This is a genomic window from Escherichia sp. E2586 (assembly GCF_005781105.1).
Lineage (GTDB): Bacteria > Pseudomonadota > Gammaproteobacteria > Enterobacterales > Enterobacteriaceae > Escherichia.
Genome location: NZ_VATN01000002.1, coordinates 204,793 through 230,283, shown reverse-complemented (window position 1 = coordinate 230,283; position 25,491 = coordinate 204,793). Strand labels below are relative to the sequence as shown.

General features: G+C 51.6%; 23 protein-coding genes, 1 pseudogene and 1 other annotated feature. Of the genes and pseudogenes, 14 read left to right on the top strand and 10 right to left on the bottom strand.

Annotation, left to right across the window (positions count from 1 at the left end; genetic code table 11):
* Positions 1-85: 85 nt before the first annotated feature.
* The 6 genes from FEK50_RS02315 to acrA all read right to left on the bottom strand — a co-directional run bounded on the left by FEK50_RS02315 (position 86) and on the right by acrA (position 6,933).
* The gene (locus tag FEK50_RS02315) at positions 86-556 is read right to left on the bottom strand and encodes a YlaC family protein (protein WP_130206287.1); all 471 of its coding nucleotides are present in this window, start codon (positions 554-556) and stop codon (positions 86-88) included.
* 113 nt (positions 557-669) lie between these two features.
* Positions 670-1,221: a maltose O-acetyltransferase gene (gene maa, locus FEK50_RS02310; RefSeq protein WP_130206289.1), complete on the bottom strand. Its 552-nt coding sequence runs from the start codon at positions 1,219-1,221 to the stop codon at positions 670-672.
* A 171-nt stretch (positions 1,222-1,392) separates the two neighbouring features.
* A complete protein-coding gene (locus FEK50_RS02305) occupies positions 1,393-1,611 on the bottom strand; it encodes an HHA domain-containing protein (protein WP_001280991.1) in 219 nt (72 codons plus the stop codon).
* 25 nt (positions 1,612-1,636) lie between these two features.
* Positions 1,637-2,011, bottom strand: a complete 375-nt coding sequence (gene tomB / locus FEK50_RS02300; protein ID WP_021532618.1) for an Hha toxicity modulator TomB — start codon at positions 2,009-2,011, stop codon at positions 1,637-1,639.
* Positions 2,012-2,567: 556 nt separating this feature from the next.
* Entirely contained in the window at positions 2,568-5,717 is a 3,150-nt protein-coding gene (gene acrB / locus FEK50_RS02295) for an efflux RND transporter permease AcrB (protein ID WP_131160987.1), read from the bottom strand.
* Between the two features lie 22 nt (positions 5,718-5,739).
* Positions 5,740-6,933: a multidrug efflux RND transporter periplasmic adaptor subunit AcrA gene (gene acrA / locus FEK50_RS02290; RefSeq protein ID WP_130206293.1), complete on the bottom strand. Its 1,194-nt coding sequence runs from the start codon at positions 6,931-6,933 to the stop codon at positions 5,740-5,742.
* Between the two features lie 141 nt (positions 6,934-7,074).
* Between acrA and acrR the strand changes: the two genes are divergently transcribed.
* From acrR to FEK50_RS24685, 3 genes and pseudogenes are all read left to right on the top strand, one after another.
* Positions 7,075-7,728: a multidrug efflux transporter transcriptional repressor AcrR gene (gene acrR, locus FEK50_RS02285; protein ID WP_130206295.1), complete on the top strand. Its 654-nt coding sequence runs from the start codon at positions 7,075-7,077 to the stop codon at positions 7,726-7,728.
* A 121-nt stretch (positions 7,729-7,849) separates the two neighbouring features.
* Complete coding sequence (mscK, locus tag FEK50_RS02280; RefSeq protein ID WP_135524485.1) at positions 7,850-11,212, top strand: mechanosensitive channel MscK; 3,363 nt, start codon at positions 7,850-7,852, stop codon at positions 11,210-11,212.
* Positions 11,213-11,272: 60 nt separating this feature from the next.
* A pseudogene (locus FEK50_RS24685) lies at positions 11,273-11,371 on the top strand (hypothetical protein); the annotation flags it as partial.
* Between the two features lie 45 nt (positions 11,372-11,416).
* On the opposite strand, the gene rsmS reads toward FEK50_RS24685, so the two are convergent.
* Together rsmS and priC are read right to left on the bottom strand one after the other, a co-directional pair.
* Positions 11,417-11,584, bottom strand: a complete 168-nt coding sequence (gene rsmS, locus FEK50_RS02275; protein WP_130206299.1) for a pleiotropic regulatory protein RsmS — start codon at positions 11,582-11,584, stop codon at positions 11,417-11,419.
* 13 nt (positions 11,585-11,597) lie between these two features.
* Positions 11,598-12,125 (bottom strand): primosomal replication protein N'', encoded by a 528-nt coding sequence (priC, locus tag FEK50_RS02270; protein ID WP_130206301.1) that lies wholly within the window; start codon positions 12,123-12,125, stop codon positions 11,598-11,600.
* 69 nt (positions 12,126-12,194) lie between these two features.
* Here priC and FEK50_RS02265 point away from each other — a divergent pair, with 69 nt between their 5' ends.
* The 8 genes from FEK50_RS02265 to hemH all read left to right on the top strand — a co-directional run bounded on the left by FEK50_RS02265 (position 12,195) and on the right by hemH (position 20,254).
* On the top strand, positions 12,195-12,563 hold the full coding sequence (locus FEK50_RS02265) for a DUF454 family protein (RefSeq protein ID WP_130215613.1): 369 nt from the start codon (positions 12,195-12,197) through the stop codon (positions 12,561-12,563).
* A gap of 161 nt (positions 12,564-12,724) precedes the next feature.
* On the top strand, positions 12,725-13,276 hold the full coding sequence (apt, locus tag FEK50_RS02260) for an adenine phosphoribosyltransferase (protein ID WP_064529079.1): 552 nt from the start codon (positions 12,725-12,727) through the stop codon (positions 13,274-13,276).
* 118 nt (positions 13,277-13,394) lie between these two features.
* Positions 13,395-15,326 carry a DNA polymerase III subunit gamma/tau gene (dnaX, locus tag FEK50_RS02255; RefSeq protein WP_130206303.1) on the top strand — a complete coding sequence of 644 codons (1,932 nt, stop codon included), beginning with the start codon at positions 13,395-13,397 and terminating at the stop codon, positions 15,324-15,326.
* Positions 14,659-14,723, top strand: a sequence feature (DnaX frameshifting element). (Overlaps the previous gene by 65 nt.)
* A gap of 52 nt (positions 15,327-15,378) precedes the next feature.
* The gene (locus FEK50_RS02250; RefSeq protein ID WP_001515903.1) at positions 15,379-15,708 is read left to right on the top strand and encodes a YbaB/EbfC family nucleoid-associated protein; all 330 of its coding nucleotides are present in this window, start codon (positions 15,379-15,381) and stop codon (positions 15,706-15,708) included.
* The gene (gene recR, locus FEK50_RS02245) at positions 15,708-16,313 is read left to right on the top strand and encodes a recombination mediator RecR (RefSeq protein ID WP_130206305.1); all 606 of its coding nucleotides are present in this window, start codon (positions 15,708-15,710) and stop codon (positions 16,311-16,313) included. Before FEK50_RS02250 ends, recR begins: the two co-directional genes overlap by 1 nt.
* 109 nt (positions 16,314-16,422) lie before the next feature.
* Positions 16,423-18,297 carry a molecular chaperone HtpG gene (htpG, locus tag FEK50_RS02240; protein ID WP_000678201.1) on the top strand — a complete coding sequence of 625 codons (1,875 nt, stop codon included), beginning with the start codon at positions 16,423-16,425 and terminating at the stop codon, positions 18,295-18,297.
* A 218-nt stretch (positions 18,298-18,515) separates the two neighbouring features.
* The gene (adk, locus tag FEK50_RS02235) at positions 18,516-19,160 is read left to right on the top strand and encodes an adenylate kinase (RefSeq protein ID WP_001313630.1); all 645 of its coding nucleotides are present in this window, start codon (positions 18,516-18,518) and stop codon (positions 19,158-19,160) included.
* Positions 19,161-19,291: 131 nt separating this feature from the next.
* Positions 19,292-20,254 (top strand): ferrochelatase, encoded by a 963-nt coding sequence (gene hemH, locus FEK50_RS02230; RefSeq protein ID WP_131160989.1) that lies wholly within the window; start codon positions 19,292-19,294, stop codon positions 20,252-20,254.
* On the opposite strand, the gene aes is transcribed toward hemH, so the two are convergent.
* Entirely contained in the window at positions 20,229-21,197 is a 969-nt protein-coding gene (gene aes, locus FEK50_RS02225; protein WP_131160990.1) for an acetyl esterase, read from the bottom strand. The two genes, hemH and aes, sit on opposite strands and share 26 nt — an antisense overlap.
* 151 nt (positions 21,198-21,348) lie before the next feature.
* Between aes and gsk the strand changes: the two genes are divergently transcribed.
* The 3 genes from gsk (at position 21,349) to FEK50_RS02210 (ending at position 23,548) form a co-directional block, all read left to right on the top strand.
* The gene (gsk, locus tag FEK50_RS02220; RefSeq protein WP_130206313.1) at positions 21,349-22,653 is read left to right on the top strand and encodes an inosine/guanosine kinase; all 1,305 of its coding nucleotides are present in this window, start codon (positions 21,349-21,351) and stop codon (positions 22,651-22,653) included.
* 128 nt (positions 22,654-22,781) lie between these two features.
* Positions 22,782-23,081, top strand: coding sequence for a hypothetical protein (locus tag FEK50_RS02215; RefSeq protein ID WP_240780237.1), 300 nt, complete (start codon positions 22,782-22,784; stop codon positions 23,079-23,081).
* Between the two features lie 14 nt (positions 23,082-23,095).
* A complete protein-coding gene (locus tag FEK50_RS02210) occupies positions 23,096-23,548 on the top strand; it encodes a hypothetical protein (protein WP_131160992.1) in 453 nt (150 codons plus the stop codon).
* A 91-nt stretch (positions 23,549-23,639) separates the two neighbouring features.
* On the opposite strand, the gene ybaL is transcribed toward FEK50_RS02210, so the two are convergent.
* The gene (gene ybaL / locus FEK50_RS02205; protein WP_130260289.1) at positions 23,640-25,316 is read right to left on the bottom strand and encodes a YbaL family putative K(+) efflux transporter; all 1,677 of its coding nucleotides are present in this window, start codon (positions 25,314-25,316) and stop codon (positions 23,640-23,642) included.
* Positions 25,317-25,491 lie beyond the last annotated feature (175 nt).

Below are 25,491 nucleotides of genomic sequence, written 5' to 3'. Positions count from 1 at the left end.
GGGGAGTTTCGTTAAATGAGTTGTGGCAACGATTGTTGTCAATTCACCAGGCGCGGATGTTTACGCCTGGTGAGGGCGATACAACTTATGGTGTCGCTTCGGTGCGGGCGAGAGTGAAAATATCGTAAAAGGACAACTCACCTTTACGAGCGATCATTTTCTGCAACTGTTCTTTGTGGATGTTCGCGACACGCGGCGAGTTCAGAATAGCGTCGACCAATGCAGTTGGAACAAAGCGTGTATTGTACCATTCGCCGTTGTAGCAAACCCGGAAATCAAGAACGTCGATATCTTCGTAATGGTAACGCGGATAAACGTCAAAAAAGAAGAAACCGTTAAGCAGGATGAACAATACCACCAGGAGCCAGACTGAACCAACCAGCGTTTCAGACTGTAACATCACCGCCAGAGTGGCAAAAAAAGCGACATACATACCGATAAACAGCCCCGGATGTTTACGGATAAAACTGATACTAAAGCGAGGTTTATTATCGCGTTTTTCGTGTGCATTTAGTGCATCAATTGTTTCGGTCAGCAGGCGTTGTATTTCAGTCATCTTTTGCCTTTGTGGTATCTGCAACTTTTCAGGGAACACCCTATTTTAACGTGGGAATCATATGATGAAAGTAACAGATTAACCACAATTTTGCATAACAGTTGCAACCATGGTTACAGTTTTTTAATGACAGTGGCCGGGTTACCGCCCACGACAACGTTAGCCGGAACATCTTTTGTGACGACGGCGCCAGAGGCCACCACGACGTTATCGCCAATGGTTACACCAGGGTTGATGACAGCACGTCCGCCAATCCAGACGTTATTACCGATAGTCACAGGTTTCCCCAGTTCAGCGCCACTATTACGGGCTACTGGGTCGACAGGGTGCGTAGCGGTATAAATGTGAACACCTGGTGCCAACATGCAATTATCACCGATACGAATTGGGCAGACATCGAGCATCACGCAATCGAAGTTGGCGTAAAATCCTTTGCCCAAAAAAATGTTATAGCCATAGTCGCAGCGAAAAGAGGGTTCAATATAAGCATCTGCTACCTGACCGAATAAATCGGTGAGAATTTTCTGGCGTAATGTTTGTTCTTCCGGTGCGGAGTGATTGTATTGGTGAATAAGCTGACGAGCGCGCAGGCGATCGCGAGATAACTCCTCATCTGCCGAGCGATACAACTCACCAGCAATCATTTTTTCTTTTTCTGTGCTCATTACTGACCTCCCGTTGCTGAAAATGCGGCAACACGGTAATGCGAATAGTCAGTTAAGAGAACGTTCCCGTTTTCCGAATGTGATGAAGGTCACATGCAGTATGCTTTCATTGCGAATAATATAATAATGTTAATAAACAGTCGGTTACATTTTCGAATGTCTGCTATTTAATTACCGAATAAATTTCCATACAGAGGAGGGGATCTTGTCGTAGAGTTTATTCATGGTCAATTCTGCGAGGCGGTGATCTGCGGCTGAGTAAAATACCGCCAGTTCATTATCTGATAATTCGTATTTATTTTTCTCGATAACACGCTCTAGCGTGTCAATTGTCTGGCAACGACGCAGACGCATCAAATAATCGGTTTTCGTTAAAGGTTTATCGGACATACTTCTACCCATGGTTGTAATAATTCTAACAAGATAAACTCGCAGGATTCTCTTTAGTGGCATTCACAAAACAACGGAACAGTCGGTTACCTGACTTCCGCCATTTCTGGAGATCCTGCATATTAATACCATAACTACTGAACAACATAAAGGTGTCGTCCAGATATTCATCTATCTGCTCAATGAGCTTATTGTCTTCATTATACTTAATTTTGTAATTAAGTGCGAAGGTTGCTATATGTTCAATGAGTTCATTAAGCTGCAGATTGATGGCCGAGGTAGGGTCGTTAACCCAACCATGGTTACTTTCTTCAAGGTTTGCAAGACAGTCATGATACAAGGTTTCGCAGAGAAATTTAAGCTGCGCGACATCATGTCTTTTTGGTGAGTATTCATCCATAACGCGTCCCCCTTCTTAGCGGTTGAACTAACGGACACCTTTTGGGATGGAAAACTTACAGACCTGGCCTGCCCTCTCACTTGTTAGATTAACTATAAGCTACTCTTTGGCGGTTTTCATCGTATTATTACGAAAAATTACAATTAGGAGGAGGGGAGGGAAAAGACTCTCTTCCTCATTCCAGCGCTGACGACGTAATGGCTAAAGCACTTTGTCTGATGCTATTCATAACATAATGTAATCAGGATGTTTGAGAGTGATAAAATGGTCTGACGATTTGTCACACTAATACCCAGGATTACTCTGATTATGATGTAATTGACATGAACAAATAAAGAATTGCCGCAAATAATTAAGAATAGCCTCTAGATGCCTGGGGGTTATTAAATCCATCGGTACGACTTAATATAAATTAACTAACAATAAGTATTTTTTATGAATTTTATGCGGTGTTAAAACTAACTTACGTTTGAAATCATTAACTATAAACATTTCAACATTAAGATTACGCGTATAAAAAAGGCCGCTTGCGCGGCCTTAGTGATTACGACATTAATCAATGATGATCGACTGTATGGTTATGTTCGATATCTTCATTTTTGCGGCTAAAGCGGCGGCGAACCACCACGAAGAACACCGGAACGAAGAAGATAGCCAGTACAGTTGCGGTCACCATCCCGCCCATTACACCAGTACCTACTGCGTTCTGCGCGCCGGAACCAGCACCGGTGCTGATAACCAGCGGCATAACACCGAGGATAAATGCCAGTGAAGTCATCAGGATTGGGCGTAAACGCATCCGCACCGCATCCAGAGTTGCTTCAATCAGACCTTTACCTTCTTTATCCATCAAGTCTTTGGCGAATTCGACGATAAGTATCGCGTTCTTCGCCGACAACCCAATGGTTGTGAGCAGGCCCACCTGGAAGTAGACGTCGTTGGTCAGGCCGCGGAAGGTGGCTGCCAGCAACGCACCGATAACCCCCAGCGGCACGACCAGCATAACGGAGAACGGAATCGACCAGCTCTCGTACAATGCCGCCAGACACAGGAACACGACAATCAACGAAATCGCATACAGCGACGGCGCCTGGTTGCCGGAGAGACGTTCCTGATAGGACATCCCCGTCCAGTCGTAGCCAACACCGGTAGGCAGTTTGCTCGCCAGTTGTTCCATCAGCGCCATTGCTTCACCGGTACTCTTACCTGGTGCCGCCTGGCCTAAGATCTCCATGGATGGCAGGCCGTTGTAACGTTCCAGACGCGGCGAACCGTACTCCCAACGCGAAGATGAGAATGCCGAGAACGGCACCATCTGGCCATCAGCAGCACGCACATACCAGTTACCGATATCTTCCGGCAGCATGCGGTATTTTGCTTCTGACATGACGTAAACTTTTTTCACACGACCGCGGTCGATAAAGTCGTTCACGTAGCTGCCGCCCCATGCAGCGCCCAGGGTAGTGTTAATATCGTTAATAGAAACACCCAGTGCCTGAGCTTTCTCCTGGTCGATATCAATCTTGAACTGCGGAGTATCTTCCAGACCGTTTGGACGCACGCTGGTCAACAGATCAGGATGTTTCGCCGCTTCGCCCAGCAGCTGGTTACGCGCTTGAGTCAGTTTTTCGTGACCGAGGCCCGCCTGGTCAATCAGCTCAAAGTCGAAGCCCGTTGCCGTACCCAGTTCCACAATCGCAGGCAGGTTAAAGGCGAAGACCATCGCATCTTTAATCTGCGAGAAAGCGCGCGTTGCACGCGTGGTAATCGCTTCAACTTTGTTTTCATCACCCGGACGGTCAGCCCAGTCCTTCAACGAAACGAACGCAATACCGGTGTTCTGACCACGTCCCGCAAAGCCGAAGCCGTTAACGGCGAATACCGACTCAACGTTGTTCTTCTCTTTGGTCAGATAGTAATCCGTCACCTCATTGAGCACTTTCTGCGTACGTTCCTGCGTCGCACCCGCTGGCAGTTGGACCATGGTCATAAATACACCCTGGTCTTCATCTGGCAAGAAGGAACTTGGCAGACGTATAAACAGATAAGCCATGCCGACCACAATGATCAGATACAGCACCAGATAACGCCCCGTACTGCGCAGAATACCGCCTACGCTGTCGGTGTAGTGGTGCGTGCTCTTCTCGAACATGCGGTTAAACCAGCCGAAGAAGCCTTTTTTGCCTTCGCCGTGATCGCCTTTAGCGATAGGTTTCAGCATAGTGGCACAAAGTGCCGGAGTCAGGATCAACGCCACCAGCACTGACAGTGCCATTGCCGAAACAATGGTAATGGAGAACTGACGATAGATTGCACCAGTAGAGCCGCCGAAGAAGGCCATCGGGATAAATACCGCCGACAGCACCATCGCGATACCCACCAGTGCGCCCTGAATCTGCCCCATCGACTTACGTGTGGCTTCTTTCGGCGGCAGACCTTCTTCCGCCATCACACGCTCAACGTTTTCTACCACGACGATGGCGTCATCCACCAACAGGCCGATGGCGAGCACCATCCCGAACATCGTTAGCGTGTTTATCGAGAAGCCAAAGGCGGCAAGGACAGCAAAGGTCCCCAGCAATACCACCGGTACGGCAATGGTCGGAATCAACGTCGCGCGGAAGTTCTGCAGGAACAGATACATAACCAGGAACACGAGGATGATCGCTTCGACCAGGGTTTTAACCACTTCGTGAATAGAGATTTTCACGAACGGCGTCGTGTCGTACGGATAAACGATTTTCAGACCTGACGGGAAGAATGGCTCCATCTTCGCCAGTTCAGCACGGATTGCCGCAGCAGTTTCCAGCGCGTTCGCACCGGTTGCCAGCTTGATACCCAGACCAGAAGCCGGTTGTCCGTTAAATTCCGCGATGATGTCGTAGTTCTCACCACCCAGCTCAATCTTCGCCACATCACGTAGCAGCACGCGGGAACCATCCTGATTCACTTTCAGCAGAATTTTGCCGAACTCTTCAGTAGAGGTCAGACGCGTCTGAGCAATAATAGAGGCGTTAAGCTGCTGGCCTTTCACCGGCGGTGTACCGCCGAGCTGACCGGCTGCGACCTGGGCGTTCTGTGCTTTGATAGCGGTAATGACATCAACCGGCGTTAGCTGGTATTTGTTCAACTCATTCGGGTTCATCCAGATACGCATCGCGTACTGTGAACCGAACAGCTGAACGTCACCAACGCCCGACGTACGGCTAATGGCATCTTTCATATTTGCCGCTACGTAGTCGGAGATATCTTCCTGCGTCATGGTGCCGTCAGTGTTGATAACACCGACAACCATCAGGAAGCTGCTGGAAGATTTCTCAACGCTCACCCCTTGCTGCTGTACTTCTTGCGGCAGCAACGGCATCGCCAGTTGCAGTTTGTTCTGCACCTGAACCTGCGCGATATCCGCATCAGTACCAGACTCAAAGGTCAGGGTGATCTGCACAGTACCCGTGGAGTCACTGTTAGAGGACATATACATCAGGTTATCGATACCGTTCATATTCTGTTCGATAACCTGTGTCACCGTGTCCTGCACTGTTTTCGCATCAGCGCCGGGGTAGGAAGCGGAGATCGTGACCGCCGGTGGTGCAATCGTAGGATATTGCGCCACCGGCAGTTTGAGGATCGCCAGCCCCCCTGCCAACATGATAATGATGGCGATCACCCACGCAAAAATCGGGCGATCGATAAAGAAATTAGGCATGTCTTAACGGCTCCTGTTTAAGTTAAGACTTGGACTGTTCAGGCTGAGCACCGCTTGCGGCTTGCTGGTTATTATCAGCGGTAACTTCTTGTGCTTTTACCTGGACACCAGGACGCACTTTCTGCAGCCCACTTATTACTACGCGGTCGCCTGCTTTCAGACCTTCTGTCACCAGCCACTTATCGCCAATAGCCTGGCTTGCGACGATTGGGCGGGTTTCCACTTTGTCATCCGCGCCAACCACCAGAACGGTAGCCTCACCGCGTGGTGTACGAGTTACACCCTGTTGCGGAACTAAAATGGCGTTAGGATTAAGCCCTTCTTCCAGACGAGCGCGCACGAACATACCCGGCAGCAGAGTGTGATCCGGGTTCGGGAAGATAGCGCGTAAAGTGATAGACCCAGTGGTCTGATCGACAGTCACGTCAGAGAACTCCAGTGTACCGTCCTGCGGGAACTTAATGCCGTCGCTGGTGATCAGCGAGACTTTGGCCTTGCCGTTCTCTTGCTTCAGCGTACCGTTTGCCAGTTCCTGTTTCAGACGCAGGAAGTCGTTGCTGGACTGGGTAACATCCACATAGATAGGATCAAGTTGCTGCACGGTTGCCAGCGCAGTCGCCTGACCGTTTTGCACCAGGGCACCTTCCGTCACGTTTGATTTACCAATACGGCCAGTAATCGGAGAGGTGACTTTGGTGTAAGCCAGATTGATCCGCGCGGTTTCAACAGCCGCTTTTGCCGCAGTGACAGCCGCATTTGCCTGTTGCGCATCAGCCAGAGCCTGATCGTACTCTTGCTTACTGATGTACTGAGTACCCAGCAGTTTCTGGTAACGATTAACAGTCAGTTGCGCGATATTGGCTGCCGCCTGCGCTTTCGCCAGATCGCCTTTTGCACTGTCGTACGCCGCCTGGTAGGTAGCAGGATCAATCTGATAAAGAGAGACACCTGCTTCGATGTCGCTACCCTCTTTGAAATTACGCTTCAGGATAATCCCGCTAACTTGAGGACGAACTTCTGCGATCCGGAAAGCACTGGTGCGGCCCGGAAGCTCGGTTGTGATCTGCAGAGGTTCAGTTTTGACTGTTACTACCCCAACGGCGGGCATCTGCTGGCCACCTTGTTGGGCCTGTTTGTCGTCACATCCTGTAAGCGCTAAGCTGCCTGAGAGCATCAGAACGATCGCCAGAGGCGTAAACCCTCTGTTTTTGTTCATATGTAAACCTCGAGTGTCCGATTTCAAATTGGTCAATGGTCAAAAGTCGATAAACCCATTGCTGCGTTTATATTATCGTCGTGCTATGGTACATACATTCATAAATGTATGTAAATCTAACGCCTGTAAATTCACTAACATATGGCACGAAAAACCAAACAAGAAGCGCAAGAAACGCGTCAACACATCCTCGATGTGGCGCTACGTCTTTTCTCACAGCAGGGGGTATCATCCACCTCACTGGGAGAGATTGCAAAAGCGGCAGGCGTTACGCGCGGTGCAATCTACTGGCATTTTAAAGACAAGTCGGATTTGTTCAGTGAGATCTGGGAGCTGTCAGAGTCCAATATTGGTGAACTAGAGCTTGAGTATCAGGCAAAATTCCCTGACGATCCACTCTCAGTTTTAAGAGAAATACTAATTCATGTGCTTGAATCGACGGTGACGGAAGAACGGCGTCGATTATTGATGGAGATTATTTTCCACAAATGCGAGTTTGTCGGAGAAATGGCGGTTGTCCAACAGGCACAACGAAATCTCTGTCTGGAAAGTTATGAACGTATAGAGCAAACGTTAAGGCATTGTATTGAAAAGAAATTATTACCAACCAATTTAATGACGCGCCGTGCGGCGATAATTATGCGCGGTTATATTTCCGGCCTGATGGAAAACTGGCTGTTTGCACCGCAATCTTTTGATCTCAAAAAAGAAGCCCGCGATTACGTAGCCATCTTGTTGGAAATGTATCTTCTTTGCCCGACTCTTCGTACTCCCGCCGCCAACGAAAAATCCTGAATCAGACTCCAGGATTTATCCTGGACATTTTCGCTGTTGCTATTCTGGCTCTCTACACCGTGATATTCTAGCCACCCGACTCGTTCAGGTCGTTCTTCAGGTTCAGAAACCTTCATTCATCATGACTATGTTCCAGTATTACAAACGATCACGGCATTTTGTTTTTTCAGCATTTATTGCTTTTGTTCTTGTCTTGTTATGCCAGAACACGGCGTTTGCGCGGGCGTCATCGAATGGTGATCTACCGACGAAAGCAGACCTGCAGGCACAACTTGACTCACTGAATAAACAAAAAGATCTTTCTGCCCAGGACAAGCTGGTGCAGCAAGATATTACTGACACGTTAGCCACCCTCGAGAAAATCGATCGCATAAAAGACGAAACGGTGCAATTACGGCAAAAAGTTGCTGAAGCGCCAGAGAAAATGCGTCAAGCGACTGCAGCGCTAACTGCGCTCAATGATGTGGATAACGACGAAGAAACCCGCAAAATTCTGAGTACGCTATCGTTGCGCCAGTTGGAGTTACGTGTCTCCCAGGCGCTGGACGATTTGCAGAATGCACAAAATGATCTGGCTTCTTATAACAGCCAGTTAGTTTCGTTACAGACGCAGCCTGAACGCGTGCAAAATGCGATGTATACCGCCTCGCAGCAATTGCAACAAATTCGCAGCCGCCTGGATGGAACCGAGGTCGGCGAAGCCGCCTTACGTCCCAGCCAGAAAGTGTTAATGCAGGCGCAGCAGGCTTTGCTGAATGCCGAGATTGACCAACAGCGTAAAAGCCTGGAAGGGAACACAGTCTTACAGGATACCCTGCAAAAGCAGCGTGATTACGTGACGGCGAACAGTACGCGACTTGAACATCAGCTACAACTGTTGCAGGAGGCGGTGAACAGCAAGCGCCTGACATTAACCGAAAAAACGGCGCAGGAAGCCGTTACCCCGGATGAAGCTGCGCGTATTCAGGCTAATCCGCTGGTGAAGCAGGAGCTGGAAATAAACCAGCAATTAAGCCAGCGTCTGATTACCGCTACCGAAAACGGTAATGTCCTGATGCAGCAAAACATCAAAGTCAAAAACTGGCTGGAGCGGGCGCTGCAATCGGAACGTAACATCAAAGAGCAGATTTCTGTCCTGAAGGGCAGTCTGCTGCTTTCACGCATTCTTTATCAGCAACAACAAACGCTGCCCTCGGCGGATGAACTGGAAAATATGACCAACCGCATCGCGGACTTGCGTCTCGAACAGTTTGAAGTCAACCAGCAACGTGACGCGCTGTTCCAGAGCGATGCGTTCGTCAGCAAGCTGGAAGAAGGTCACGCCAACGAAGTCAACAGCGAAGTTCACGATGCGTTATTGCAAGTGGTTGATATGCGTCGCGAACTGTTGGATCAGCTTAACAAACAGTTGGGTAACCAGCTGATGATGGCCATTAACCTGCAAATCAACCAGCAGCAGTTAATGAGCGTATCGAAAAACCTGAAATCCATCCTGACTCAGCAAATTTTTTGGGTGAACAGTAACCGTCCGATGGACTGGGACTGGATCAAAGCGTTCCCGCAAACCCTGAAAGATGAGTTTAAATCGATGAAAATTACGGTGAACTGGGAAAAAGCCTGGCCCGCCGTATTTATCGCTTTCCTTGCCGGTTTGCCGCTGCTGTTGATTGCCGGGCTGATTCACTGGCGTTTAGGCTGGCTGAAAGCATATCAACAAAAACTGGCTTCGGCGGTAGGTTCCCTGCGTAACGATAGTCAGCTCAATACGCCAAAAGCGATTCTTATTGATCTGATCCGCGCACTGCCGGTGTGCCTGATTATTCTCGCTGTCGGTCTGATTCTACTGACGATGCAACTCAACATCAGAGAATTATTGTGGTCGTTCAGCAAAAAACTGGCGATTTTCTGGCTGGTGTTTGGCCTGTGCTGGAAAGTGCTGGAGAAAAACGGTGTTGCCGTGCGTCACTTTGGTATGCCGGAACAGCAGACCAGCCACTGGCGTCGGCAAATTGTCCGCATCAGCCTCGCGTTGCTGCCGATCCATTTCTGGTCTGTGGTGGCAGAACTCTCCCCGCTGCATCTGATGGATGATGTGCTGGGGCAGGCGATGATTTTCTTCAACCTGCTGCTGATTGCCTTCCTGGTGTGGCCGATGTGCCGCGAAAGCTGGCGTGATAAAGAGTCGCACACCATGCGACTGGTCACCATTACCGTGCTGTCGATTATCCCGATTGCGCTGATGGTGCTGACCGCTACAGGTTACTTCTACACCACGCTTCGCCTCTCCGGGCGTTGGATTGAAACCGTTTATCTGGTGATCATCTGGAACCTGCTCTACCAGACAGTATTGCGCGGTTTAAGCGTAGCGGCGCGGCGTATCGCCTGGCGTCGTGCGCTGGCGCGTCGGCAGAATCTGGTGAAAGAGGGCGCAGAAGGTGCCGAACCGCCGGAAGAACCCACCATCGCGCTGGAGCAGGTTAACCAACAGACGCTGCGTATTACCATGTTGCTGATGTTTGCGCTGTTCGGTGTCATGTTCTGGGCAATTTGGTCCGATTTGATCACCGTGTTCAGCTATCTCGACAGCATCACGCTCTGGCATTACAACGGCACTGAAGCTGGCGCTGCGGTGGTGAAAAACGTCACCATGGGCAGTCTGTTGTTTGCGATTATCGTCTCAATGGTGGCCTGGGCGTTGATTCGCAACCTGCCTGGTTTGCTGGAAGTGCTGGTGCTGTCGCGCCTGAACATGCGCCAGGGGGCATCGTATGCCATCACCACTATCCTTAACTACATCATCATTGCCGTTGGTGCGATGATGGTGTTCGGATCGCTGGGCGTCTCGTGGGATAAACTCCAGTGGCTGGCAGCAGCATTATCCGTAGGTCTTGGTTTTGGCTTACAGGAGATCTTCGGTAACTTTGTCTCCGGTTTGATCATCTTGTTCGAACGTCCGGTGCGCATTGGCGATACGGTAACCATTGGTACCTACTCTGGGACGGTCAGTAAGATCCGTATTCGTGCGACAACGATTACCGATTTCGATCGCAAAGAAGTGATCATCCCGAACAAAGCGTTTGTTACCGAGCGTCTGATCAACTGGTCGTTGACTGATACCACCACGCGTCTGGTGATCCGTCTGGGCGTGGCCTATGGCTCCGATCTGGAAAAAGTCCGCAGAGTTCTGCTCCAGGCAGCGACTGAGCATCCAAGGGTGATGCACGAGCCAATGCCAGAAGTCTTCTTTACTGCATTTGGCGCCAGCACGCTGGATCACGAACTGCGCTTGTATGTTCGTGAACTGCGCGACCGTAGCCGCACCGTCGATGAACTGAACCGTACTATCGATCAGTTATGCCGTGAAAACGACATCAACATTGCCTTTAACCAGCTTGAAGTGCATTTGCATAACGAGAAGGGCGATGAAGTGACGGAAGTGAAACGTGACTACAAAGGTGACGATCCGACGCCTGCGGTAGGATAATAACGAAAGGGGCGGCATTTAGTTGCCCCCGAGATTGCTGACAAAGTGCGCGTTGTTCATGCCGGATGCGGCGTGACCGCCTTATCCGGCCTACGAAACCGCGAAAATTCAATATATTGCAGGAGCGGTGTAGGCCTGATAAGCGTAGCGCATCAGGCAGTTTTGCGTTTGCCCGTAATCTTAGGGGACATTTAGCGGCCCCATTTATTTATCACTTTGCGCCTCATCATCGCGCGTTAATTTCTTTTCATAATCACGCTTTACAATATCCAGCGCGCGCAGCACGGTGCTGGCAGGGATTTGATTTTCTTCCAGTAGCACAATTAAATCGACGGCCAGTTTGACATCGTCAGGGGCATTTTCCAGTGACATACTTTCTCCATTGTTAGCGGGTTAAACGCGCTAACCTGTTTTCGATTTTTTCCAACGCATGACGGCAACGCGCCAGGCGCGCTTCATAGGCTTCCACTTCACGATGTAGCGTTTGCTGTTCCACGAGATCGGTCGCCCGCACCAGACGGGCTTTACGTTCGGCAACCATTTCACGTAGCCGTCGTTCAAACTCCTGATGCTGAATACGTTTACGCTGCCAGCGGGCAATTTTTGGTGGTGCGCTATCCCACTCGCGTAGCGACCAGGCTGCGGCTTCACGCGCGATGGCTTCCAGTTGTGCCGCCAGATGTTCTGCCAGCCAGGCGACTTGCGGCAGTTGCTGTTGCTCAACCGCATGGCGAAGCGCGGACAAATTATCTCCCGCTTCTTCCAGGTACGCCTGTAACGTTGTCGCACGGGTCTGAAAAAGGTGCCTGTCGAAACGGGCGCTTAACGTGGCGAACTGCGCCACCGGGGCACAACGCTGGCGCAGCGTGGCGAGCTGACCTTCCAGTTTTTCCAGCAGCAGGGCAGTTTTCACGATAAGACCTCAATGAAAATGATAATTGTTATGCTAAAGTAGCCACTCTGTATGCTGACTACACATAATATGCAACGAATCATTTTAATCATCATTGGCTGGCTGGCGGTAGTGTTGGGTACGCTGGGCGTGGTATTACCGGTATTGCCGACGACGCCATTTATCCTACTGGCCGCCTGGTGCTTTGCCCGTTCATCGCCGCGCTTCCACGCCTGGTTGCTGTACCGCTCATGGTTTGGCAGCTATTTACGCTTCTGGCAGAAATATCATGCGATGCCACGCGGTGCAAAGCCTCGGGCGATATGCATTATTTTACTAACTTTTGCGATTTCACTTTGGTTCGTCCATATGACGTGGGTGCGGATTCTGTTATTGGTGATCCTCGGCTGTTTGCTGATTTTTATGTGGCGAATCCCAGTGATTGATGAAAAGCAATAAAAACGGCAAAGCACAACAATCGCTGTTGCAATTATCGCCCACAGCCAGTACATTCTGGCGTTTTCGAGCACAGGCGCAGGCGGTCAAAGGTTAAACAACTGTTACTTTTGACTCGTTTAAAACGCGCCGTGAGTACCACCGTAACAAGCAGGCATACACTTATGACCGCGACTGCACAGCAGCTTGAGTATCTCAAAAATAGCATCAAAAGCATTCAGGACTACCCGAAACCCGGCATTCTTTTCCGCGATGTCACCAGCTTACTGGAAGACCCGAAAGCTTACGCTCTCAGCATCGATTTACTGGTTGAGCGTTACAAAAATGCGGGCATTACCAAAGTTGTCGGCACTGAAGCTCGTGGCTTCTTGTTCGGCGCTCCGGTAGCATTGGGTCTGGGCGTTGGTTTTGTGCCGGTACGTAAACCAGGCAAACTGCCGCGCGAAACTATCAACGAATCTTATGAACTGGAATACGGCACCGATAAGCTGGAAATCCACGTTGATGCCATTAAACCTGGCGACAAAGTGCTGGTGGTTGATGATTTGCTGGCAACAGGCGGCACCATTGAAGCGACGGTTAAACTGATCCGCCGTTTAGGTGGTGAAGTTACTGACGCTGCGTTCATCATTAATCTGTTCGATCTTGGCGGCGAACAGCGCCTCGAAAAGCAGGGCATTACCTGTTATAGCCTTGTCCCGTTCCCGGGCCATTAATTTTCGCCAGCCCACGTCATGGGCAGCACAAGTTGTACATTCAGCCTCGCCGTTCTGACGGGGCTGTGTTAGCATTACCCCTTCGTGAATCCACCTTCCAGCGTTTCAGAGCCTGCCAATGAGTTATCAGGTCTTAGCCCGAAAATGGCGCCCACAAACCTTTGCTGACGTCGTCGGCCAGGAACATGTGCTGACCGCACTGGCGAACGGCTTGTCGTTAGGGCGTATTCATCATGCTTATCTTTTTTCCGGCACCCGTGGCGTCGGAAAAACCTCTATCGCCCGACTGCTGGCGAAGGGGCTAAACTGCGAAACCGGCATTACCGCGACGCCGTGCGGCGTATGCGATAACTGCCGTGAAATCGAGCAGGGGCGCTTTGTCGATTTGATTGAAATCGACGCCGCCTCGCGCACTAAAGTTGAAGATACCCGCGACCTGCTGGATAACGTTCAGTACGCTCCGGCGCGTGGTCGTTTTAAAGTCTATCTGATCGACGAAGTGCATATGCTGTCGCGTCACAGCTTTAACGCACTGTTAAAAACCCTTGAAGAGCCGCCAGAGCACGTCAAGTTCCTGCTGGCGACGACCGATCCGCAGAAATTGCCAGTGACGATTTTGTCACGCTGTCTGCAATTCCATCTTAAGGCGCTGGATGTCGAGCAAATTCGCCACCAGCTTGAGCACATCCTCAACGAAGAACATATCGCTCACGAGCCACGCGCACTGCAACTGCTGGCGCGCGCCGCCGAAGGCAGTTTGCGAGATGCCTTAAGTCTGACCGACCAGGCGATTGCCAGCGGCGACGGCCAGGTTTCGACCCAGTCAGTAAGCGCGATGCTGGGTACGCTTGACGACGATCAGGCGCTGTCGCTGGTTGAAGCGATGGTCGAGGCCAACGGCGAGCGCGTAATGGCGCTGATTAATGAAGCTGCTGCCCGTGGTATCGAGTGGGAAGCGTTGTTGGTGGAAATGCTCGGACTGTTGCACCGCATTGCGATGGTACAACTTTCGCCTGCAGCACTTGGCAACGACATGGCCGCCATCGAGTTGCGGATGCGTGAACTTGCGCGCACCATACCGCCGACGGATATTCAGCTTTACTATCAGACGCTGTTGATTGGTCGCAAAGAATTACCGTATGCGCCGGATCGCCGCATGGGCGTTGAGATGACACTGCTGCGCGCGCTGGCGTTCCATCCGCGTATGCCGCTGCCTGAGCCAGAAGTGCCACGCCAGTCCTTTGCGCCCGTCGCGCCAACGGCAGTAATGACGCCAACCCAGGTGCCGCCGCAACCGCAACCAGCGCCGCAGCAGGCACCGACTGTACCGCTCTCAGAAACCACCAGCCAGGTGCTGGCGGCGCGTCAGCAACTGCAGCGCGCTCAGGGAGCAACCAAAGCAAAAAAGAGTGAACCGGCAGCCGCTACCCGCGCGCGGCCGGTGAATAACGCTGCGCTGGAAAGACTGGCTTCGGTCACCGATCGCGTTCAGTCGCGTCCTGTGCCATCGGCGCTGGAAAAAGCGCCAGCCAAAAAAGAAGCGTATCGCTGGAAGGCGACCACCCCAGTGATGCAGCAAAAAGAAGTGGTCGCCACGCCGAAGGCGCTAAAAAAAGCGCTGGAACATGAAAAAACGCCGGAACTGGCGGCGAAGCTGGCGGCAGAAGCCATTGAGCGCGACCCGTGGGCGGCACAGGTGAGCCAACTATCGCTACCCAAACTGGTCGAGCAGGTGGCGTTAAATGCCTGGAAAGAGGAGAGCGACAACGCAGTATGCCTGCATTTGCGCTCCTCTCAGCGGCATTTGAATAACCGCGGCGCACAGCAAAAACTGGCTGAAGCGTTGAGCACGTTAAAAGGTTCAACGGTTGAACTGACTATCGTTGAAGATGATAATCCCGCGGTGCGTACGCCGCTGGAGTGGCGTCAGGCGATATACGAAGAAAAACTTGCGCAGGCGCGCGAGTCCATTATTGCGGATAATAATATTCAGACCCTGCGTCGATTCTTTGATGCAGAGCTGGATGAAGAAAGTATCCGCCCCATTTGATCGTAAGCACTGCTTACGATCGTCATCCTTAACGTGATTGAGAGAGAAACCTATGTTTGGTAAAGGCGGTCTGGGCAACCTGATGAAGCAAGCCCAGCAGATGCAAGAAAAAATGCAGCAGATGCAGGAAGAAATCGCGAAGCTGGAAGTGACTGGCGAATCCGGCGCAGGTCTGGTGAAAGTGACCATCAATGGCGCTCACAACTGCCGTCGCGTAGAGATCGACCCGAGCCTGCTGGAAGACGACAAAGAGATGCTGGAAGATTTGGTCGCTGCGGCATTCAACGACGCAGCGCGTCGCATCGAAGAAACCCAGAAAGAAAAAATGGCCTCTGTTTCCTCCGGAATGCAGCTGCCGCCAGGCTTTAAGATGCCGTTCTGATGCAAACCAGCCCGCTGTTAACACAGCTTATGGAAGCACTGCGCTGTCTGCCGGGCGTTGGCCCGAAGTCGGCGCAGCGTATGGCGTTCACGCTGCTTCAGCGCGATCGTAGCGGCGGGATGCGTCTGGCGCAGGCGCTCACCCGGGCGATGTCGGAAATCGGCCACTGCGCCGATTGTCGGACCTTCACTGAACAGGAAGTCTGTAACATCTGTTCAAATCCGCGTCGTCAGGAAAACGGTCAAATCTGCGTGGTGGAGAGTCCGGCGGACATCTACGCCATTGAGCAGACGGGGCAGTTTTCCGGTCGTTATTTTGTGTTGATGGGGCATCTGTCACCGCTGGACGGTATTGGCCCGGATGATATCGGACTTGATCGCCTGGAACAGCGTCTGGCGGCAGAAAAAATCACCGAAGTGATCCTCGCCACCAACCCGACGGTCGAAGGTGAAGCCACCGCTAACTACATTGCCGAGCTTTGCGCGCAATATGACGTGGAAGCCAGCCGAATCGCTCATGGCGTACCGGTTGGCGGCGAGCTGGAAATGGTCGATGGCACCACGCTGTCACACTCCCTTGCCGGGCGTCATAAGATTCGTTTTTAAGCAAACGAGAGCAGGATCACCTGCTCTCGCTTGAAATTATCCTTCCTTGTCCCCATTTACCCCTCATCCTGTTTTTAACCTTAAAATGGCATTATTGAGGTAGACCTACATGAAAGGACAAGAAACTCGTGGTTTTCAGTCAGAAGTGAAGCAGCTTCTGCACCTGATGATCCATTCTCTGTATTCCAATAAAGAAATCTTCCTGCGTGAGCTTATCTCTAACGCCTCCGATGCGGCGGACAAGCTGCGTTTCCGCGCGCTCTCTAACCCGGATCTGTACGAAGGTGACGGCGAACTGCGCGTTCGTGTTTCTTTCGATAAAGACAAGCGCACGCTGACCATCTCCGATAACGGCGTGGGGATGACCCGCGACGAAGTGATTGACCATCTGGGGACTATCGCTAAATCCGGCACCAAATCATTCCTCGAATCCCTGGGCTCTGACCAGGCAAAAGACAGCCAGCTGATCGGTCAGTTCGGTGTTGGTTTCTACTCTGCGTTTATCGTGGCCGATAAAGTGACCGTGCGTACTCGTGCGGCGGGCGAAAAACCAGAAAACGGCGTGTTCTGGGAATCGGCTGGTGAAGGTGAATACACCGTTGCCGACATCACCAAAGAAGATCGTGGTACTGAAATCACCCTGCATCTGCGTGAAGGCGAAGACGAGTTCCTCGATGACTGGCGCGTGCGTTCCATCATCAGCAAATACTCCGACCATATCGCGCTGCCGGTAGAGATCGAAAAACGCGAAGAGAAAGACGGCGAAACCGTTATCTCCTGGGAGAAAATCAACAAAGCGCAGGCGCTGTGGACCCGTAACAAGTCGGAAATCACCGATGAAGAGTACAAAGAGTTCTACAAACACATCGCCCACGACTTTAACGATCCGCTGACCTGGAGCCACAACCGCGTTGAAGGTAAGCAGGAGTACACCAGCCTGCTGTACATCCCGTCGCAGGCACCGTGGGATATGTGGAACCGCGATCATAAACACGGCCTGAAACTGTACGTCCAGCGTGTGTTCATCATGGACGACGCAGAACAGTTCATGCCGAACTATCTGCGCTTCGTGCGTGGTCTGATTGACTCCAGCGATCTGCCGCTGAACGTTTCCCGTGAAATCCTCCAGGACAGCACAGTCACGCGTAACCTGCGCAATGCGCTGACCAAGCGTGTGCTGCAAATGCTGGAAAAACTGGCGAAAGACGACGCGGAAAAATACCAGACCTTCTGGCAACAGTTTGGCCTGGTACTGAAAGAAGGTCCGGCGGAAGATTTCGCTAACCAGGAAGCGATCGCCAAACTGCTGCGTTTTGCGTCTACCCATACCGATTCTTCTGCGCAGACCGTGTCTCTGGAAGACTACGTTTCCCGCATGAAAGAAGGGCAGGAGAAAATCTACTACATCACCGCAGACAGCTATGCGGCGGCGAAGAGCAGCCCGCACCTGGAACTGCTGCGTAAGAAAGGCATCGAAGTTCTGCTGCTTTCCGACCGCATCGATGAGTGGATGATGAACTATCTGACTGAGTTCGACGGTAAACCGTTCCAGTCGGTGTCTAAAGTTGATGAATCGCTGGAAAAACTGGCTGATGAAGTCGATGAAAGTGCGAAAGAAGCGGAAAAAGCACTGACTCCGTTCATCGACCGTGTGAAAGCCCTGCTCGGCGAGCGCGTGAAAGATGTCCGTCTGACTCACCGTCTGACCGATACGCCAGCGATTGTTTCTACCGACGCGGACGAAATGAGCACCCAGATGGCTAAACTGTTCGCCGCAGCGGGCCAGAAAGTGCCAGAAGTGAAATACATCTTCGAACTGAACCCGGATCACGTACTGGTGAAACGTGCTGCAGATACTGAAGATGAAGCCAAGTTCAGCGAGTGGGTAGAACTGCTGCTGGATCAGGCGCTGCTGGCAGAACGCGGTACGCTGGAAGATCCGAACCTGTTTATTCGTCGTATGAACCAGTTACTGGTTTCCTGATGTAATGCCGGATGAATTTTATCCGGCATACAGCTGAATGTGGTGCCGGATGACTTTCGTGTCATCCGGCATTTTTCTTTTCATCCTCTGCACTTTCCGCAAATTATCTCACCATTAACCGTTTCAGCCCCGGGCGCCTTTCTTGAGGCAATCGCCTGTTGGTGGTATCGTTTATCGCTTTTTCAAAAAATTCGACACAATTTAAGGGGATTTTCGCAATGCGTATCATTCTGCTTGGCGCTCCGGGCGCGGGGAAAGGGACTCAGGCTCAGTTCATCATGGAGAAATATGGTATTCCGCAAATCTCCACTGGCGATATGCTGCGTGCCGCAGTCAAATCTGGCTCCGAGCTGGGTAAACAAGCTAAAGACATTATGGACGCTGGCAAACTGGTCACCGATGAACTGGTGATCGCGCTGGTTAAAGAGCGCATTGCTCAGGAAGATTGCCGTAATGGTTTCCTGTTGGACGGCTTCCCGCGTACCATTCCGCAGGCAGACGCGATGAAAGAAGCGGGCATCAACGTTGATTACGTTCTGGAATTCGACGTACCGGACGAACTGATCGTTGATCGTATCGTCGGTCGCCGCGTTCACGCGCCGTCTGGTCGTGTTTATCACGTTAAATTCAATCCGCCGAAAGTAGAAGGTAAAGACGACGTAACCGGTGAAGAGCTGACTACCCGTAAAGACGATCAGGAAGAAACCGTACGTAAACGTCTGGTTGAATACCATCAGATGACTGCACCGCTGATTGGCTACTACTCCAAAGAAGCAGAAGCGGGTAACACCAAATACGCGAAAGTTGACGGCACCAAACCGGTTGCTGAAGTTCGCGCGGCTCTGGAAAAAATCCTCGGCTAATCAAGCCGCAGCAGATCTGCTCTCGGGCAGGTCTGCGTATCCTCCTCAGGCCAGGCCTCTCACAGCAATTAGTTCTTCTTCCTCACTTTTCCGCTACAATTATCAACAAGTTGAATCGATAAGAGGCGGTAATGCGTCAGACTAAAACCGGTATCCTGCTGGCAAACCTGGGGACGCCCGATGCCCCCACTCCTGAAGCGGTAAAACGCTATCTGAAACAATTTTTAAGCGATAGACGCGTGGTTGATACCTCACGGCTGTTGTGGTGGCCGTTGCTGCGTGGTGTGATTTTGCCGCTGCGCTCACCGCGCGTGGCGAAGCTGTACGCCTCGGTCTGGATGGAAGACGGCTCGCCGCTGATGGTTTACAGCCGCCAGCAACAGCAGGCGCTGGCACAACGTTTACCGGATACGCCAGTGGCGCTGGGCATGAGCTACGGCTCGCCATCACTGGAAAGCGCCGTCGATGAACTACTGGCAGAACATGTTGATCATATTGTGGTGCTGCCGCTCTATCCGCAATACTCCTGTTCTACGGTTGGCGCTGTGTGGGATGAACTTGCACGCATTCTCGCGCGCAAGCGTAGCATTCCGGGGATTTCGTTTATTCGTGATTACGCCGATAACCACGATTACATTAATGCGCTGGCGAACAGCGTGCGGACCTCTTTCGAAAAACATGGCGAGCCGGATCTGCTGCTGCTCTCTTATCATGGCATTCCTCAGCGTTACGCGGATGAAGGTGATGATTACCCGCAGCGTTGCCGCACAACGACTCGCGAACTGGCTTCCGCACTGGGGATGGCTCCGGAAAAAGTGATGATGACCTTTCAGTCGCGCTTTGGTCGGGAACCCTGGCTGATGCCTTATACCGATGAAACGTTGAAAATGCTCGGAGAAAAAGGTGTCGGCCATATTCAGGTGATGTGTCCAGGCTTTGCGGCGGATTGTCTGGAGACGCTGGAAGAGATTGCCGAGCAAAACCGTGAAGTCTTCCTCGGCGCTGGCGGGAAAAAATACGAATATATTCCGGCGCTTAATGCTACACCGGAACATATCGAAATGATGGCTAATCTTGTTGCAGCCTATCGCTAAAGAATTGAGCACCGTCGCGTAGAGCATCGTCGGCGGTTTTCATCATCCGTGAATAATGCAAAAAGGCGTGCAGCGTACCGGAGTAGAGTTTGAACTCACAAGGTTGCTGGTGTGCCGCTAACGTCTGGTAAAGCAGGCGACTGTCATCCAGCAGCGGATCGAACTCCGCTCCGGCGATATAACAGGGCGGCACATTTCGAGTGAGATCATTATTAAACAGGCAGTAATACGGCGATTCGCGATCCGCTTCGCTGCCTAAATATGCCTCTTCATACATCTGTAAATCCTGTTGCGTTAAGCCATCCCAGGCACCGCCCAGCAGGCGACGAGTCACGGAATCCCGTAACCCATAAAGTCCATACCACAGCAAAACGCCCACAACCTTACCGCAATCGATCTGTTTATCCCGCAGCCACAAGGCGCTGGCGAGCGCCAGCATTGCGCCAGCGGAATCACCGGCAAAGCCAATACGTGACATATTAATTTGATAATCGCCCGCCTGCTGGTGGAAGTGACAACAGGCGGCCACGATTTCCTCTATCGCCTGCGGAAAACGCGCTTCTGGCGAAAGGGTGTAATCAATGCCAATCACCGTACACTGAGTGTAGATTGCCAGAAGTCGCATGATGCGATCGTGAGTATCGAGATTGCCGAGAATAAAACCACCGCCGTGAAGATAAAATAGCGTCGCTGGGCTATCTGAATTTGGACAAAATAAACGGGCCTCCACTTGTCCATATTTTGTCGGAACTGCGTAATCCCTGGTTTCCATTTCTGGAGCGCCCGCATTCCAGAATCGCCGCTCGAGCGTGTAATGCTGACACTGCTCGGCAAGTGTTCCTTCTGCGGGCCAGGGCGGTAAATCAGGCTGAAGCGTATTAACAACGGCCCTCATTTCGGCAGAAATCAGTTCCAGTGCGGGTAATTTGTTTTCCATCTTCATAGAAAAACTCCTTTCAAATTACGCCATTGTAAGGAAGCTCTGCCATGATAATGCGATCTCGTCTGCTGATATTGAAACTGGCTGCATCTCGCGCGTTCCCGTGAGATTGTGTTAACATTCGCCGCTCAGTTAACCACCCGTAAAAACAACCATGAAATTTCCCGGTAAACGTAAATCCAAACATTACTTCCCTGTAAACGCACGCGATCCGCTGTTGCAGCAAATCCAGCCAGAAAACGAAACCAGCGCTGCCTGGGTGGTGGGTATCGACCAGACGTTGGTAGATATTGAAGCAAAAGTGGATGATGAATTTATTGAGCGTTATGGATTAAGCGCCGGGCATTCACTGGTGATTGAAGATGATGTTGCCGAAGCACTCTATCAGGAACTTAAAGAGAAAAACCTGATTACCCATCAGTTTGCGGGGGGCACTATTGGTAACACCATGCATAACTACTCGGTACTGGCGGATGACCGCTCGGTACTACTGGGCGTGATGTGCAGCAATATTGAAATTGGCAGCTACGCCTATCGTTATTTGTGTAATACCTCCAGCCGTACCGATCTTAACTATCTGCAAGGCGTAGACGGCCCGATTGGACGCTGCTTTACGCTGATTGGTGAGTCTGGCGAACGCACTTTTGCCATTAGCCCTGGCCACATGAACCAGCTACGGGCAGAAAGCATTCCGGAAGATGTGATTGCCGGAGCGTCGGCGCTGGTACTCACCTCATATCTGGTGCGCTGCAAGCCGGGCGAACCGATGCCGGAAGCGACCATGAAAGCCATTGAGTACGCGAAGAAATATAACGTGCCGGTGGTGCTGACGCTGGGGACTAAATTTGTCATCGCCGAGAATCCGCAGTGGTGGCAGCAATTCCTCAAAGAACACGTTTCCATCCTTGCGATGAACGAAGAAGAAGCCGAAGCGTTGACCGGAGAGAGCGATCCGCTGCTGGCGTCTGATAAGGCGCTGGACTGGGTGGATCTGGTGCTGTGCACCGCCGGGCCAATCGGTTTGTATATGGCGGGCTTTACTGAAGACGAAGCGAAACGCAAAACCCAGCATCCGCTGCTGCCGGGCGCTATCGCGGAATTTAACCAGTATGAGTTTAGCCGCGCCATGCGCCACAAGGATTGCCAGAATCCGCTGCGCGTCTATTCGCACATTGCGCCGTACATGGGCGGGCCAGAAAAAATCATGAACACCAACGGTGCCGGAGATGGGGCGCTGGCGGCGCTGTTGCATGACATTACCGCTAACAGTTATCACCGTAGCAACGTACCAAATTCCAGCAAGCATAAATTCACCTGGTTGACGTATTCGTCATTAGCGCAGGTGTGTAAATACGCCAACCGTGTGAGCTATCAGGTACTGAACCAGCATTCTCCACGCTTAACGCGCGGGCTGCCGGAGCGTGAAGACAGCCTGGAAGAATCTTACTGGGATCGTTAAGTTATCGGATGTAACTAAATCGCACCCGTAGGCCGGATAAGATGCGCCAGCATCGCATCCGGCAATGCTGTTTATCCAGGGAAAGCAGCAAGATGAAATGTATTTCTGTGCCACTTACGAAACAGGCAATGGAACGTCTTGATTATGATTGCTGTAAGCCAGGCGATCTGTTTGAGGTAGTGTTAAACGCCGCCGACGAACGGGCATTAGCTGAAACTGACATGATTACCTTGCTCAACGCCACTTTATATATCTGTATCGATGATTTTGAAGATGAGCTTGTCACGGATATACGTAAGCTTAAGCACATTGCTGCGCTTATTGAGCAAACGCTCATCACCCATCCTGAAAATTCATTCCTCAATATTTTGCTAATACAAACACGCCGGGCGTTGGCAGCCAGTACCGGCGTCTTTTTTTACTTCTGACATGGATGTATAGGATGCAAAAGGTTTGGTATCTGCAACATACGCATTTTGGCGATATGAAAGGTATCGGCATTTACACCTGTTATGAACTGGCCTTGCAGGCCAAAAAAGACGTGGAAAATAAGCCAGGGTTTGTGGATTACCCGGAAAATTTTCAGTTTATTGAATGCATCCTTAACCAGGATCTCTGGGGAGATTTTCCCGTTACACAGGCAGACGATCCCGTCGGGGCGATGGTTTACAGCCTGTGGCATATCCGTGATGATGAGGCCGATGATTACGCTTTCCTCGGCATTTATACCACTGCAGAACTGGCAAAGCAGGCCCGGGAACGAGCCTGCCGCTATTTTCAGGAAGATGCTGCAAATATTCAGCCAGATAAAGGGCAGCTTGATCGTACCTGGTGGGAAGATGGCTTCATTTCATGGGACCAGGCCTCGGAATTGATTACTCCCAACGCGGGGTAATCGTCCTGCATTTTGCGCTCGATGCCTGATGCGACGCTGGCCGCGTCTTATCAGGCCTACATATCCGCGCTTATTATCCGGCAACCACCGTTTACCCCGTCACCACTTCACCTGCCGGTGGCGTTTCCAGCAGTTCCAGCATGGTGCGGGCAATTTCACGCTCGCCCATCACCACCTGATTTGCGCCACGTTCGGTGATATATGCCACCTCGTCGTCATAATGGGCGCGGGCGATAATCTCAATATCCGGGTTTTTCGCGCGAGCAGACGCCACAATCTCGCCTGCTTCGTAACCGTTGGGAATCGTCAGGATCAGCCATTTTGCGCATTCCAGATGCGCCAGTTGCATGATCTCTTCGTTAGCCGCGTTGCCTAATACCGCCCGGACTCCGCGCTCACGCAGTTCGTCGACACGAGTACGTGACGTCTCAATCACCACTAAAGGAATATCAGACGCGAGCAATTTCTCCCCCAGCAGGCTGCCCACACGACCATAACCTACCAGCAGCGCATGGTTGCAGATATCAACCGGAATCTGCTTCTCTTCTTCGATAGCTTCCTCCAGCGTCTGCTCTTCCAGCGTTTCGGTTTTCGCCAGGTATTTCTCCAGCAGCGCGAACAGCACCGGGTTGAGCATAATCGACAAAATCGCCCCCGCCAGCACCAGGTTTTGCCCGGCCTGCGGCAGCAGATTCAGCGCCATCCCCAGACCTGCCAGAATAAAGGCGAACTCACCAATCTGCGCCAGGCTGGCGGCGATGGTTAACGCCGTGCGCTGGGAGTGACCAAACAAACGCACAAGGAACAGGGCCGCGACCGATTTACCAAACAGAATAATTGCCAGCGTCGCCAGCACCGCCAGCGGTTGCTGAATCAGAATTAACGGATCAAACAGCATCCCGACAGAGACGAAGAACAACACTGCAAACGCATCACGTAATGGCAGTGTATCGTGGGCGGCACGGTGGCTAAGTTCGGACTCATTCAGCACCATCCCGGCAAAGAACGCGCCGAGTGCAAAGGAGACGTCAAACAGCTCCACCGCGCCAAAAGCAATCCCTAACGCCAGCGCCAGCACCGACAGGGTAAACAGCTCACGCGAACCCGTTGCCGCGCTACGTGCCATAATCCACGGCACCAGACGGCGACCTACCAACATCATAATGGCAATAAACGCGACGACTTTGCCGATGGTGATACTCATATCCAGCGCCAGCGTCGCAAAGCCCACATCGCCCTGTTCCAGCATTCCGGCTACCGCTGGCAGCAACACCAGCGTCAGGACCATCACCAGGTCTTCCACAATCAGCCAGCCAATGGCGATTTGCCCTCGCTGGCTGTCTATCAACTGCCGTTCTTCAAGTGCGCGCAGCAGCACCACGGTACTGGCGGTGGAAAGACACAAACCGAACACGATGCCGGTCATTAACGACCAGCCGATCACGGCAGAAAGAGCCATACCCAGCAGTGTCGCCACGGCTATCTGGGCGACCGCGCCGGGAATGGCGATGGACTTTACCGCCATCAAATCCTTGAGCGAAAAATGCAAACCGACGCCGAACATCAGCAAAATAACGCCCAGTTCCGCCAGTTCAGGCGCAAGTTTTGTATCGGCAACAAAACCTGGGGTAAAGGGGCCTGCCAGCACACCCGCTAACAGATATCCCACCAGAGGAGAAATACGCAGTTTATTGGCCAGCATGCCGAGGATAAAGGCAAGCACAAGGCCGCCAACAATTGTGGTGATAAGCGGGGTGGCGTGATGCATTCCGTCTCCTTTTCCTGGTGGTGGTTGTCCATATTTTGGCCGGGAAAACCAAAATTACAGGTAATAGTTTATGACAATTTCATAGATTATGTTTATGAATAATTATTGAATTTTGCAGAAAAATGGAATTAGCCGCAAAAAAGGCACGGATCGGAAAAGTGATGAGGTGTATGAA

Excerpts from the sequence above, each read along its gene's own strand:
- FEK50_RS02305 (WP_001280991.1), bottom strand. The coding sequence starts at position 1,611 with ATGTCCGATAAACCTTTAACGAAAACCGATTATTTGATGCGTCTGCGT.
- FEK50_RS02315 (WP_130206287.1), bottom strand. The coding sequence starts at position 556 with ATGACTGAAATACAACGCCTGCTGACCGAAACAATTGATGCACTAAAT.
- aes (WP_131160990.1), bottom strand. The coding sequence starts at position 21,197 with ATGAAGATGGAAAACAAATTACCCGCACTGGAACTGATTTCTGCCGAA.
- htpG (WP_000678201.1), top strand. The coding sequence starts at position 16,423 with ATGAAAGGACAAGAAACTCGTGGTTTTCAGTCAGAAGTGAAGCAGCTT.
- mscK (WP_135524485.1), top strand. The coding sequence starts at position 7,850 with ATGACTATGTTCCAGTATTACAAACGATCACGGCATTTTGTTTTTTCA.
- tomB (WP_021532618.1), bottom strand. The coding sequence starts at position 2,011 with ATGGATGAATACTCACCAAAAAGACATGATGTCGCGCAGCTTAAATTT.
- acrR (WP_130206295.1), top strand. The coding sequence starts at position 7,075 with ATGGCACGAAAAACCAAACAAGAAGCGCAAGAAACGCGTCAACACATC.
- recR (WP_130206305.1), top strand. The coding sequence starts at position 15,708 with ATGCAAACCAGCCCGCTGTTAACACAGCTTATGGAAGCACTGCGCTGT.
- maa (WP_130206289.1), bottom strand. The coding sequence starts at position 1,221 with ATGAGCACAGAAAAAGAAAAAATGATTGCTGGTGAGTTGTATCGCTCG.
- FEK50_RS02210 (WP_131160992.1), top strand. The coding sequence starts at position 23,096 with ATGCAAAAGGTTTGGTATCTGCAACATACGCATTTTGGCGATATGAAA.
- gsk (WP_130206313.1), top strand. The coding sequence starts at position 21,349 with ATGAAATTTCCCGGTAAACGTAAATCCAAACATTACTTCCCTGTAAAC.
- FEK50_RS02215 (WP_240780237.1), top strand. The coding sequence starts at position 22,782 with ATGGAACGTCTTGATTATGATTGCTGTAAGCCAGGCGATCTGTTTGAG.
- FEK50_RS02250 (WP_001515903.1), top strand. The coding sequence starts at position 15,379 with ATGTTTGGTAAAGGCGGTCTGGGCAACCTGATGAAGCAAGCCCAGCAG.
- acrA (WP_130206293.1), bottom strand. The coding sequence starts at position 6,933 with ATGAACAAAAACAGAGGGTTTACGCCTCTGGCGATCGTTCTGATGCTC.
- apt (WP_064529079.1), top strand. The coding sequence starts at position 12,725 with ATGACCGCGACTGCACAGCAGCTTGAGTATCTCAAAAATAGCATCAAA.
- hemH (WP_131160989.1), top strand. The coding sequence starts at position 19,292 with ATGCGTCAGACTAAAACCGGTATCCTGCTGGCAAACCTGGGGACGCCC.
- acrB (WP_131160987.1), bottom strand. The coding sequence starts at position 5,717 with ATGCCTAATTTCTTTATCGATCGCCCGATTTTTGCGTGGGTGATCGCC.
- dnaX (WP_130206303.1), top strand. The coding sequence starts at position 13,395 with ATGAGTTATCAGGTCTTAGCCCGAAAATGGCGCCCACAAACCTTTGCT.
- ybaL (WP_130260289.1), bottom strand. The coding sequence starts at position 25,316 with ATGCATCACGCCACCCCGCTTATCACCACAATTGTTGGCGGCCTTGTG.
- rsmS (WP_130206299.1), bottom strand. The coding sequence starts at position 11,584 with ATGTCACTGGAAAATGCCCCTGACGATGTCAAACTGGCCGTCGATTTA.
- FEK50_RS02265 (WP_130215613.1), top strand. The coding sequence starts at position 12,195 with ATGCAACGAATCATTTTAATCATCATTGGCTGGCTGGCGGTAGTGTTG.
- adk (WP_001313630.1), top strand. The coding sequence starts at position 18,516 with ATGCGTATCATTCTGCTTGGCGCTCCGGGCGCGGGGAAAGGGACTCAG.